This is a genomic window from Bacillus sp. 05T22 (assembly GCF_056396765.1).
The window spans coordinates 39,527-52,375 of sequence record NZ_JBFTMC010000021.1; the positions used below are offsets into that span (position 1 = coordinate 39,527).

General features: G+C 34.5%; 9 protein-coding genes and 1 pseudogene. 5 read left to right on the forward strand and 5 right to left on the reverse strand.

Features of this window, described 5'->3' with window-relative positions; translation table 11 throughout:
• Positions 1 to 83 precede the first annotated feature (83 nt).
• From AC1DIT_RS09560 to lsrF, 4 genes are read left to right on the forward strand one after another with little or no spacing between them, the layout of a single operon-like run.
• Positions 84 to 1,034 carry a sugar-binding transcriptional regulator gene (locus AC1DIT_RS09560; RefSeq protein ID WP_170927943.1) on the forward strand — a complete coding sequence of 317 codons (951 nt, stop codon included), beginning with the start codon at positions 84 to 86 and terminating at the stop codon, positions 1,032 to 1,034.
• On the forward strand, positions 1,034 to 2,596 hold the full coding sequence (gene lsrK, locus AC1DIT_RS09565; RefSeq protein WP_016115241.1) for an autoinducer-2 kinase: 1,563 nt from the start codon (positions 1,034 to 1,036) through the stop codon (positions 2,594 to 2,596). The genes AC1DIT_RS09560 and lsrK overlap by 1 nt, the downstream gene beginning before the upstream one ends.
• 24 nt (positions 2,597 to 2,620) lie before the next feature.
• Positions 2,621 to 2,983: a cupin domain-containing protein gene (locus AC1DIT_RS09570; RefSeq protein WP_016115242.1), complete on the forward strand. Its 363-nt coding sequence runs from the start codon at positions 2,621 to 2,623 to the stop codon at positions 2,981 to 2,983.
• 6 nt (positions 2,984 to 2,989) lie between these two features.
• Complete coding sequence (gene lsrF, locus AC1DIT_RS09575) at positions 2,990 to 3,772, forward strand: 3-hydroxy-5-phosphonooxypentane-2,4-dione thiolase (protein WP_016115243.1); 783 nt, start codon at positions 2,990 to 2,992, stop codon at positions 3,770 to 3,772.
• A gap of 84 nt (positions 3,773 to 3,856) precedes the next feature.
• Here the strand turns inward: lsrF and AC1DIT_RS09580 are convergent, their stop codons facing one another.
• The 3 genes from AC1DIT_RS09580 to bla all read right to left on the reverse strand — a co-directional run bounded on the left by AC1DIT_RS09580 (position 3,857) and on the right by bla (position 9,588).
• On the reverse strand, positions 3,857 to 5,836 hold the full coding sequence (locus AC1DIT_RS09580) for a penicillin-binding transpeptidase domain-containing protein (RefSeq protein ID WP_016115244.1): 1,980 nt from the start codon (positions 5,834 to 5,836) through the stop codon (positions 3,857 to 3,859).
• 406 nt (positions 5,837 to 6,242) lie between these two features.
• Positions 6,243 to 8,375, reverse strand: coding sequence for a peptidoglycan D,D-transpeptidase FtsI family protein (locus tag AC1DIT_RS09585; protein ID WP_016115245.1), 2,133 nt, complete (start codon positions 8,373 to 8,375; stop codon positions 6,243 to 6,245).
• A 424-nt stretch (positions 8,376 to 8,799) separates the two neighbouring features.
• Complete coding sequence (gene bla / locus AC1DIT_RS09590) at positions 8,800 to 9,588, reverse strand: subclass B1 metallo-beta-lactamase (RefSeq protein WP_016132945.1); 789 nt, start codon at positions 9,586 to 9,588, stop codon at positions 8,800 to 8,802.
• A gap of 144 nt (positions 9,589 to 9,732) precedes the next feature.
• On the opposite strand from bla, the pseudogene AC1DIT_RS09595 reads away from it, so the two are divergent.
• Positions 9,733 to 11,330, forward strand: a pseudogene (locus tag AC1DIT_RS09595) (peptidoglycan D,D-transpeptidase FtsI family protein).
• Positions 11,331 to 11,341: 11 nt separating this feature from the next.
• On the opposite strand, the gene AC1DIT_RS09600 reads toward AC1DIT_RS09595, so the two are convergent.
• Together AC1DIT_RS09600 and AC1DIT_RS09605 are read right to left on the reverse strand one after the other, a co-directional pair.
• Positions 11,342 to 12,169: an SH3 domain-containing protein gene (locus tag AC1DIT_RS09600; RefSeq protein WP_016115248.1), complete on the reverse strand. Its 828-nt coding sequence runs from the start codon at positions 12,167 to 12,169 to the stop codon at positions 11,342 to 11,344.
• The gene (locus AC1DIT_RS09605; RefSeq protein WP_016115249.1) at positions 12,166 to 12,690 is read right to left on the reverse strand and encodes an RNA polymerase sigma factor; all 525 of its coding nucleotides are present in this window, start codon (positions 12,688 to 12,690) and stop codon (positions 12,166 to 12,168) included. Before AC1DIT_RS09605 ends, AC1DIT_RS09600 begins: the two co-directional genes overlap by 4 nt.
• Positions 12,691 to 12,849: the final 159 nt, after the last annotated feature.

Sequence of the window (12,849 nt, forward strand, 5' to 3'; positions counted from 1 at the left end):
AACAAATTTTTCTTGAACACAATTACTACTTCTATCGGTATAAACAAAAAAATAAGCACATATGTTTAAGCATCGGTCAATTGTTGAAAGGGATGAAGAGCATGTCACAGTTGAACTTTGAAGAAAATTTGTTAACAAAAGTAGCCTGGTATTACTATAAAGATCATTTAACGCAGCAGGAAATCGCTTCTTTGCTTCACATTTCGCGAAATAAGGTCGTTCGGTTATTAGATAAGGCTCGAGCTGAAGGTGTCGTTACATTTCATGTAAAAGGTACGGGTTTACATTGCTTAAGCATTGAACGTGAACTAATTAAAAGGTTTCACTTGAAAGATTCTTTTGTTATTCCTACTCCGATGGAAAATAGCCCTAATTCTTTAGGGAAAGCTGCAGCGCAATATGTAGAAACTCATTTACAACAAGGAGATTTACTCGGTATTGGCTGGGGAGAAACAATATCAAAAATGCTAGAAAACATTCATTTTGAACCATCTATGCAACTTTCAATTGTTACCCTTACAGGTGGTGTAAATCACTATCTTCCTAAAAAGCAAAATTATTTAAATCACATGCAAGGAGAACTTCATATCATTCCCACACCATTTTTAGCATCCACAACCGAAATGGCACAAAGTATTCTCTCAGAACCAGCAGTCAAAGATATGCTACATGTCGCTTCACTTGCTAATACAGCAATAGTTGGTATTGGTGGTTTATCTCATGATGCAACGATTGTAAAAGAAGAAAAATTAACGCTTCGTGAAATGACCTATATACGAAGTCAAAATGGTGCCGGAGATATTTTAGGGCAATTTTTCAATACACATGGAGAATTACTAGAACTTCCACATCACGATCGCCTAATTGGTACACCTCTTTCTATTCTTCAAAAGATGAAACACGTAGTCGGTGTAGCTGGCGGTGAAGAAAAATTAGATGCAATTTACGGGGCTTTAAAAGGTAGATTCATTCATACATTAATTACCGATGAGGACACAGCACTCTCCCTATTAAGAAAGGAAGGTGAATCATAATGTCTTCTCTATTAGCTTACGACGCAGGTACTGGTAGTATCAGGGCCGTCCTTTTCGATTTACAAGGAAATCAGCTTGCTGTGAGTCAAAAAGAGTGGGTTCATAAGCCCGACTCTCGTTATCCTGGTTCTATGAATTTTGATGTGATAGAGAATTGGAAACTCGTTCAAGAATGCACAAAAGATGTACTTCAAAAAAGCAATATATCCCCTTCTTCTATTAAAGGAATTAGTGCAACAAGTATGCGCGAAGGATTTGTTTTATATGATAAAAGTGGGCAAGAAATATGGGCATGTGCGAACGTTGATGGCCGTGCTTCTTCTGAAGTAAGTGAATTAAAACAGATTCGTTCAAATCTTGAAAAAGATTTATATGGGAAGTCGGGGCAAACTTTTGCGCTAGGTGCATTACCTAGATTGCTTTGGATTAAAAAACATCAACCTGATATATATGATAAAATCCATTCCTTTACAATGTTAAACGATTGGATTTTATATAAATTGTGCGGGGTATTACAAATAGACCCTTCCAATGGATGTACATCGGGTATTTTTGATTTAGAAAATAGAACTTGGGATAATTTGATTGCTGAGCAATGTGGGCTCTCTTTATCATTTTCTCCAACTGTAAATGAGGCTGGTACAGTTATCGGTCAAGTAACAAAACAAAGTGCAGAGCTGATAGGGTTACAAGTAGGAACACCAGTAGTTGCTGGGGGCGGAGATGCCCAGATGGCTTCACTCGGTTCGGGAGTCGTACATCCTGAACAAACATTTATTTGCGGAGGGAGCTTTTGGCAACAAGAAGTAAATATAACAAGTCCAAAAACAGATTCAAATGCTCGTATTCGCGTCAATTGCCACGCTATCCCTACACTTTGGCAATATGAAACAATCGCTTTTTTCCCCGGGCTTGTGATGAGATGGTTTCGAGATGCTTTTTGCCAAGAAGAAAAAGAACTTGCTACTAAACTAGGTGTAGATGCTTATGAATTATTAGAGGAACAAGCAAAACATGTGCCAGTCGGATCATATGGCATTATTCCTATATTTTCAAATGTAATGAACTACATTTCATGGCGCCATGCCGCACCTTCTTTCATTAATTTAAGCTTAGATGCTAATAAATGCGGAAAGAAAGAACTGTTCCGTGCACTCGAAGAAAATGCTGCATTTATAGCACTTGGAAATTTAAAATTAATAGAATCATTAACAGGAAAGTTCCCTTCTGAAGTGATATTTGCTGGGGGTGCCGCAAAGGGAAAACTATGGCCACAAATTGTTGCGGATGTTCTCGGAATTTCTGTTAAAGTACCAGTTGTAAAAGAAGCGGCCGCCTTAGGAACAGCAATTGCGGCAGGAGTTGGTGCCGGAATATATGACTCTATGGAAACAATCTCTCAGGAATTTGTAAAGTGGGAAAGCACCTATGAACCGAATGCTGAAAATCATAAATTATATCAAAATTTCTATCAAACGTGGAAATCTGTTTATGAAAAACAACTCCCTCTAGCGGATGAAGGCTTCACATCACATATGTGGATTGCACCGGGGGCACTGTAACACATTCATAAAGGAGTGAACAATATGCTCAAAGTAAATGAAGAGGATTTTTCCTATCGCTTTGGTAACCATGGTCCAAAATATTTAGTAAAGGGCCCTAACATTGACCTTGGCGTTGTAGTGATTCAACCTGGGCAGGAATTTCAAAATCATTATCACACCATATGTGAAGAAATTTTTTATGCCTTAGAAGGCGAAATTGATTTCTATATTGATAATGAAAGAGTTCCTGTAAAACAAGGTGACGTCTTGCAAGTTCGCCCTCATGAATCTCACTATCTTATTAACCACTCAGATCAAATCTTTAAAGCTGTTTTTATTAAGTCACCACATTTACAAGAAAAAGATACTGTACAAACAGAAAATCCAAATTTAACGAAGGAGTGATTGACAATGACTTGGGGATTTCAAAATCGATTAAATACGATTCTACCTGATGGAAAAGCGGTTATGTTAGCAATTGATCACGGTTACTTTTTAGGACCTATTCATGGATTAGAGCAACCTTTAGAAACGGTGAAAAATTTACTTCCCTATACAGATTCTCTCTTCTTAACAAGGGGTGTACTCAATTCCTGCATTCCTAAAGACTGCAAAACACCAATGGTTTTACGTGTTTCAGGTGGTCCAACTGTAGTTGGTAAAGATTTAGCAAATGAGACCATTGTTACATCAATCAAAGAAGCACTGCGGCAAAATGTGGCCGGAGTTGGTGTATCTGTTTTTGTCGGTTCAGAATATGAAACACAAACCGTTACCAATCTAGCTAATGTTGTTTCTGAAGCACATGATTACGGCTTACCCGTGCTTGGTATTACAGCCGTAGCAAAGGAACTACAAAAACGAGAAGCTCGCTTTTTAGCACTTGCATCACGTGTATGTGTAGAGATGGGTGCCGATATTATTAAAACGTATTACTGCGAAGGATTTGAAAAAATTACGAGCACATGCCCTGCCCCAGTCGTCATTGCAGGTGGACCAAAATTAGATTCTATTGAAGATGCTTTAACCATTACATACCAAGCATTGCAAGAAGGGGCAATTGGAGTTGATATGGGCCGAAATATTTGGCAATCGGAACACCCAGCTGCGATGATTCAAGCGATTCATGGCATCGTCAAAAATGGCTTGAATGTGAAAGAAGGGCTAGAGTTGTATGATGAAGTAAAAAATTAAATTAGTTGATTAAATAATGTGTTTTTACTAAAAAAAGAACCCTCTTTATTAAAAGGGTTCTTTTTTAATGATAAAATCTAAGTATCACTTCTGAAAAATATGTTTTATTTTTTCACCTGGAACATTACTACCCCCTCTTCCTTTCACATCTTCAATCATCATTGTAACAATCATATCCGGCGCATTTGCATCGAAAGCTGCAAACCATCCGAGTTCTTTTCCATCTTCTTCTTTTGATTCTTTTAGTTCTGCCGTACCTGTTTTACCAGCAAGAGTCATGTCATCAATCCTAGCAATTTTCCCGGCACCATCGGAATCATTAATTACTTTTATTAACGCACTTTTTAATATTCTTTGACTTTCTTTAGAAATCACATTCTCTTTCCAATTCTTCACTTCTTTTTGTATCAGATGTGGAGACGGAATATTCCCTTCATTTACAATCGGTGCATATGTTAAAGCTAAATGAAGAGGTGTCATTAATACTTGTCCTTGACCGTATCCTGTATCTGCCAGTTGAATATCGTTTTTTATCCCATCTTTTGCAATGATTGAAATAGGAAATTCGTATTCAATCGGCAATTTTTCATGAAATCCGAACTTCTTAAGCATGCTTTCATACTGATCTTTTCCTATTTTTAAAGCTTTTTGTGCAAAATAAATATTGTCAGAGTACTTCATTGCCTTATCGAAATCAATTGGACTAGCATCTTTCACACGTGTTACATAATAATTCCCCCAAGATGAGTCTTTTGTCCACTTTAATCCTTCAATTTTAAACTCTTCCGTTGGATTTATAACTTTTGCTTCCAGACCAATTGCTCCTGTAATTGTTTTAAATACAGACCCTGGTACAACTGCCTGTGTGAAACGGTTTATCATTGGATTTTTAAAATCATTATTCCATACTTCACGTTGCGCTTTTGATGCCCCTCTAACTATTATATTTGGATTATAAGCTGGACTACTTACAAGGGCAATTGTTTCACCCGTCTTTGGATTAATCGCTGCACTAGATCCTGCTTCATTTTTCATTTCATTATAGATTTTTTCTTGAATTGAGGCATTAATTGTTAATGTAACATTCTCTCCATCCCTTGCTTCTGTTTTTGCTAAGTTTTTAATCTCTTTTCCGTTCTCATCTTCCATAAATACGCGTCCACCCTTTTCACCGCGCAATTTATTTTCTAAGACTTTTTCTAATCCTGTCTTACCTACTAAATCATCTGCTTGATATCCTTGTTTCTGAATCGCTTTTAACTCTTCTGCATTTACTTCTCCTATATATCCCGTTAAGTGTGCTGCCGCTTCTCCTAATGGATATGTACGAACTTTTACCGGACGAGACGAAACACCTTCCAACGAAATATAATCACTTTGTGTTCGTCCTTCTGGTAAAATACCAATTGGTACATAGGAATCTGGTTTGATCCATTTCGCTGTAAGCTTCTGGTCAACTTCTTCGATAGACATATTAAGTAATTGCGCTATTGTTTCTTTCGTTTGTGTTGCAGTATCTCCTAATTTTTCTGGAATAATTCCAACCTCAGTAGCCTTTCCATTCACTACAAGCCCTTTTCCATTTCGATCATATATTTCACCGCGTTTTCCTTGCTCTGTCTGCAGACGGACTTTATAATTTTTTTTCATCCCTGGAAAGATAAAGTCTGGGGTCCAATTTATTTTCCAAGATTTCTTATCTCCATCTTTTTCTTGCACAAGTGTTGCTTCATGTGAAAAAGAAATTTCTCCTCCTGCTGTATCCATACTTACGGTAAAAAGAATGACCTCACTTTCCGTTTTATCTTTACTTACTTTCTCTCTTTTAATTTTTAAATTCTCAACTCCAATACCTTCGTAAATTTTTTCATTTTTCTCTGTAAATTCTTTTTTTGAAATGGATTCTTTTGCGTGTTTTGACAGTTGATCATACATATCTGCAAATTTTTTGTCATTCCATAATTTTATATATGTTTCAAATGCTTGTTCTGAAGTTTCACCTTTATTGCATCCTACCAATATAAATGTGAAACAAAAGAAAAGTAGTATCCATATTTTTTTCAATTCAAACTTCTCCTTTAAATAAATCAAAATAGCTTAAATAATTCTTATAATCCTTTTTACATGAGTAACTTGCTATAAATAGTGTACATCCGCTCGTTTTCTACTGACTTATATGAATCTGAGATTTAATAATGTTCTATGTCTTGGTAACAAAGTTATTATTAAAATCATGTAGAATAACAACTGTACTAGCTGCTATTCCACAAAATTGCTTTCATTCTTTTATTCAAAAAGCCTCTTATATAGCCCATACTAACCAGGTTTTTACGGGCTGTTGCTCCCCACCTAACTTCTTTACTTTCGCCGAATTTTGAGGTGAGAGTCTTACTGCCTGCGAATAGCAATAAACAAGATAACTTGGATCCTAGTAATCATTACCTTCCCGATAAAGAATTAAATTTTACTGTTACTGATTAGGATTCACTATATTAGTAGCTTCACCATTCATACGTTGCTTTTTCAAGTCAAAGTATATATCTAATATATCCTTTCCAATTAATGAATTAATACCACTTTTATCATTGTGAACCCAAGGGACTACTACAGAAAATGCTATTTCTGGATTATCATATGGAGCATATCCAACTAATGTTAAATTGTAACACTCAATACGTTCTCCCTTCTCATTCCTTCCAATTTTACTATCTCCTCCATATACTGTCTGAGCTGTTCCTGTTTTCCCAGCTGGTTTATATGGAGCCTTTTGGAAATATTTCACACCTGTTCCATCGCCTTCTTGAAATACCCATCTAAACCCTTCTTTTACTCGATCAATATATTCCGATTTTACATCCACTCGATTTAACACAACAGGTTCTATAGATTGTACAACTTTTCCAATTTCTTCTTTTTTTGTTGTTTGTTCTCGAATCTCTTGGACAATTTGAGGTTGGATTCGGTATCCATCATTTGCAATGGTTGAAATATATTGTGCCAATTGTAATGGTGTATACGTATCATACTGTCCAATAGAAAAATCTAATAAAAATCCCGGTTGGCTATCTTTCTGCCTCGTTTGTCCAGTTATTTCATTCGGTAAATTAATTCCTGTTGGGACGCCTAAACCAAATTGTTTAAAATAATAACGCATTGTGTCAAATGCTGCTTGTTTAATATCCAATGAACTATTTGGTACATAATTCACTCCAGCTATTTGTAACGCGGTATGAAACATGTATACATTTGATGATACTTGTAAAGCCCTTAAATCATTAATATTTCCAAATCCGGATACATTCCATGATTTTTTAACTCTCGTACCTTTAAACTTCATAGGTGTGTCATAAAATTGAGTCCCTGCTTGTATAGCTCCGGTTTGGTATCCAGTTAATAAAGTAGCACCTTTTACAGCTGATCCTAACTCATAAGAAGTTACCATGTTGCCTAATGCAAAATCTTCTACTTCTGCTTTCCCATCTTTTTCTACCAATCTCTTACCAGCCATRGATAATAGTTGTCCGGTTTTCGGATCCATCATGACAACAAAAGCACGATCCATTAATGGTTCAGAACTCTTAAAAGCTTTTAAATTTTTTTCTATACTTTCTTCTACCTTTTTTTGTAACTCCATATCAATTGTTAAAGTTAAATTGTTACCACTTTTTCCTTTAGAGACTGTTTCCGTTTGAATAACATTTCCTGCTTTATCAATATTATTTTTAACTTCTTTTTTTGTTCCATGTAATACATCTTCATATCGTTGTTCAATATAACTTTTCCCCACGCGATCGTTCCGATTATATCCGCGGACCAAATAAGAATCTAAGTGTTCTTTTGGCAATCCTTCTTCAGCACTTGTTATATTCCCTAATACCGAACGGAATAAATCACCATTTACATAGTTTCGTTCCCAATCAACTGTCGCATCTATCCCTGGGAGTTTTGCTAAATTTTCACTTATCCTCGTATACTCTTGCTCTGTCACGTCTTTTTTTATAATTTGTGGTGTCATTTGATAACCAGAACTCATTTTACTTTTAATAACTAACACTTGTAAGTCTTGTGGCGTGAGCTCTCCTAATTCTTCTTCTGTAATGCGTTTTCGTCTTAACTCTTCGATTCTTTTGTCTAACTCTTTCCCTTCTATACCCTTTTTTCTAAATTTTTCCTCTTCTTGCTTCGTGATCTTTTCTTTAGCACGCTTTTTATTTAATTGCATCCAAAAATCTTTTTTATCTACTTCCGTTAATTTGTTTATTTCTTCTTCTGATATTTCAAGTATATTTGCAATATCTTCTGCAGTTTTTAAAATGTCTTCAGAGCTTACACCCTTCAATCTTGTATACGTAATCGTACGAAGTGCTCTATTATCAACAACCGGTTTCCCTTCTCGATCATAAATTTTCCCACGGGGAACTGGTATACTCGTTGTTGCATTTTCATTTTTTTCCACTTGATTTTTATAGGTCTCTCCATCAACAATTTGTACTCTTCCTAGCTGAAAAATAATAGCCGAAAATAGTATAAATACGCAGAAAAATAAGATGTTTAATCGGATAGATATCGATGTCTTCTGCTTCTTTCCTGTTTGCTTTTTCATATATCCTCCATTTTTTAATGAATTTCATTCGGATTACAGTTTTATATACAAATTCACGCATATGTGTTATTCAATCTTTATACAAAGAAAACTAAAAAGTAGCGGTTCATTCAATTAATGAATTGAATAGATAAAAATGGAATCGTTCCTCTATTTACTTAAAGTGAAACTTCCATCAGTGGGCGTTTTCTTCATCCCTTACTGATAGTTAGCCCTCACCAACCGGGCTTTTACGGGCAGTTATTCCCCACCTCTCTTCCTCGTTTCTCTCTGACCCTTAAGGTGGAGGCTTACTACCCGTTAATGCGGGATAAAGAATAAGAGAAACTGCATTCAATCATAAGCAGTTCCCCTCATTTTTTTATTAATATATCTAAAACAGAAATTAGGCTGTTCTTCTATATTACGTGGCCGTCATACCCTATTAATTTTCATTATTTTTTAACAAGTTCAACGTATGAGTAAATAAACGACTATCTCCGGGATCTCCATGTCCTGGTACAATAATATTTATATCGCTGTATTTCTTTTCTACTTTTTTAATTGCCTTTGACCAATTAGATACATATGAACCTGGAGTTTGTACAATCTCTTGCGTATCTAGTGATTTTATTAAACATCCTCCAAATAGGATTTTATACTTTGGTAACCATACTGTTATGTTATCTTGTGTATGTCCTTTTCCTGGATAAAATGTTTCCACGTTTATATCACCAAATCGCATATTATCGCGTTTCTTCAAGTCTCCAAGAGGCTTATCAAAACCTTGTTTCTCTGCTAAATCAGCAGTTAAAGCCGTACTGTGTACCTTGGCACCTTTTTTAGTCAGCGTTTTAATTCCTCCTATACGATCGTCATGAGCATGTGTCACAATTGTTTCTGTGACCTCTTTTGTAGGAAATTGCTTTTTTAGTATTTGAAGTAGTTGATCTGTAAGAGCATCATTCCAAGGTGTATCAATCAGTACTAGTCCTTTAGACGTTTCAAGAATTAAACCATTTGCAGAAATACGTGTTCCATTTACCTCGCCAGTGCTTGTATGCATCCAGACTTTTGGACGCAACTGTGAAATGGATACATCTTTCTCTTGATTTTTATTTTTTATTTGCTCTACTTTTTCTGCAGCTTGTACTGTAAATATTGAACTGGTAAATTGGCTAATCCCTAATATACTTGCGCATAGACCTACTTTTAATATCAGTTTCTTTTTCATTATTATTGCTCCTTTCCTAGCAGCTTACTTCTCTAAAAGCGCTATTACACTTAATAGACAATACAAATGATAAAGTTGTTCCCACATTTACAAAAAAAATAATAAATTTTAATATAGAATAGAATCTGGATAAGGGAGGATTTTATGTTACATAAAAAATCGAAGAGGTGGATAATTTTAACGATTTTTTTCATTTTAGGAGTTGTTTTGATGGTTTTATTCATAACAAGGTTTATTTCGTTTACTATCRCAACTTCTKCAGCTGAAAGAGGAAAAATTATTGACCAAAACGGAGTCATACTAGCCACAAATAAACAAATAAAGTCTTTGTATTATGTCTATAATATTGATTGTCCAGCCGATCAAGAAGTAGCGAAGATATCAAGTTTTCTAAATCAGTTTTCATCCAAGTTTAACCATAAAATTTCAGTAAATCACATACATTCACAATTACAAAAATCTTGTAAACATCATGATAAAAATGAAATACGATTACATGCAAACTTAAATKATAAAGAATCCGCATTTATAAACGAAAATAACTTCAAAAATGTAATAGTAAAAAATGAGTTGATACGTGTTTATCCACATCATGAAATTGCTTCACAAGTAATTGGGTATGTTGACTATGAAAAACACAACTCAGATTCTCATTATGTTCCTGTTGGTAAAAATGGAATTGAACTTCAATATGAAAACGATTTAAAAGGAAAACCAGGAAAAACTCTCACTTTTAAAATAAAAAATAAAAAGTTCTTATGGAACATACAAAGTCCTCAAAGAGGAAAAGATATTCAGCTAGCACTAGACTATAAACTTCAACAAAAAACAGAAGAAGCACTTAGGTCCCAAATTCTGAAAACACCTGATGCTACTGCTGGTTATGCTGTAGTGATAGATGTTAAAACAGGAGAAATATTAACTATGGCTAACTCGCCAGTTTTTGATCCAAATGTATTCAATACACCTTTATCATTGTCTGAAAAAGAAAACATCCAATTACTTGCTCAAAATAAAACAATCCAAAAATTAAAGTATGGTGATTCCTATATAAATATGGCATCAACTATAAAACCGCTTACTATATTAATTGGGTTAAACGAAAAGCTTTTTCAGCCTGAAGATACGTATTTAGATAAGGGTCGCCTTCAGTATAATAATCAAAATAACATCACCAATGCCGCTGGAACTCCAACTGGTGAAATTACACCGAGTCAAGCTATCATTAATTCATCAAATACATTTATGACAGCAAAAGTAGCAATTCCATTATTCAATAAAAATAATGGAAATTTAGAAAAAGTAGCAACCTTGTGGACGAATTATTTAAAACAATTCGGTCTTCGCTCGAAAACTGGAGTTGATTTACCCTTTGAAGAAAAAGGACAATATAAGTTACATGCATCTAGTAATTTTGAAAGTGGGATTTCTGCTTTATTGAATGCTTCTTGGGGCGCAAATGAAGTGCACACTACTCATACAAGAAATTAAAAATTTACCCTTTGACGTTGCTGGTAAAACTGGAATAACAGGTTCGCCAAACGAACAAAAAAAAGTTATAAACCATTCTCTGTTTATTTCATATGCTCCGACTAAAAATCCGCATATTGCTATTTCTGTCATTATTCCTGGTGGTAATTCTGAAACAAATAGTGCAGCTCTTGTTGCAGCGGAAATTTTAAAGGCTTGGGATACTCTTCAAAAAGAGAATAAAAAATAAAGAAAAAGGTTCAATAAAGTGAACCTTTTTCTTTTACCATATAGAATCTATACTCTTTATTTTCCACATACCATCATTTTGTTTTTCAAAAATGAAAGAATACTGGATATCTATTGAGACATGGTCTTCTTTTACATAACCGGTATAACCATTCATTGTAGTTATTTTTATATATCCATCATTATTCACTTTCTCCGGAATCCATGCTTTTACAGTTTCGTTAGATACCCGATATAAAACGCGTGAATCAGGTTTTGGTTGAGTTAAAATTTTTGTTTCTTCCCCAACAACAGTAGCATATAAATAACGTTCCTGCTTCGTTTGGTTACTTTCTGCCAATCCACTAGGTATTTTATATAATGTTTTCGTATCATTCACAAATTCTCCCCCCATTGCAAGAGCTACCTGTAAATCATGAAAAATATCATCATCAAACTTCCATTCATTTTTACTATACTTTTCTCCCTTAAAAATAAATTCTTCATCCAATACTCTATATAAATCGTTCTTATTTTTTAAGCTTGTGTTTTGATTTAATTCATCCATAAATTGTTTTAGTAATTGATCTTGATTAGATTCATCTTTCATCTTAACTTCAATTTGAGTGCTACTTTGCACAGGCGGTTCATTTTTTCCAAACCAGAATTGTTGAAAGTTAAACAGCACAGCCGTAAAAACTAGAACAGCTGCAACAGTGAATGTCTTTATACGAAATGGCCTTCTAATTTTAGGAGAACCTTCCTCCCTATTTTGGTATATGGATTGTTTTATCTTATAAATCAATTCCTCTTCGTCTTGAGGCTGTTTCATAGGCCCACCTTTTAATTCTTTATACCAATCCGGCTTTCTATCATTGTTCATAATTCATCCTCCGATAATATTTTTGAAACTCGTGCACGAGCGCGATGTAGCCTAGATTTCACAGTTCCAATAGACACGCCTAATGTTTCAGCAATTTCATCATAAGATAATTCATATTTTGCATCTAGTATTAATACTTCACGATGTTTTTGGGGCAAATTTAATACGATGTCCCAAACTTCATTCATAGTTTCTTTTTGTAAAAATTGTTTTTCTGCTGACGGATATTCCTTATCATTTCGAAAGAAACTTACTAAAGAAATCCTCTTAAAATAGGAGGACTTCAAATAATTTAAAGCTGTATTCCTTGTAATTTTTAATAACCACGTTTTAACAGAGGACTCATTTCGAAATGAGCTCCATTTTTTAAATACTTTTATAAACACCTCTTGCGTTATATCATCTGATAAATGGGTATCTTTTGTAATAATGAATGAATAATTCCATACGTCTTGCCAATGTTCTCTTATAACATTATCAATTTCATCATGATTGCAATTTTCAATAACCTTATGTTCCATCTCAACACCTCAAGCTTATTTGCATAAGCATAAACACCTTTCCTCATGTTTTATATTTGACTCCTTTATATAGACAAGACAAAAGTTTCTTTTGTTCCATTTTCTATTAAAAATCATACTTAAGAGTTCTATCACCGAAATTCCAAGATACTTGTATGC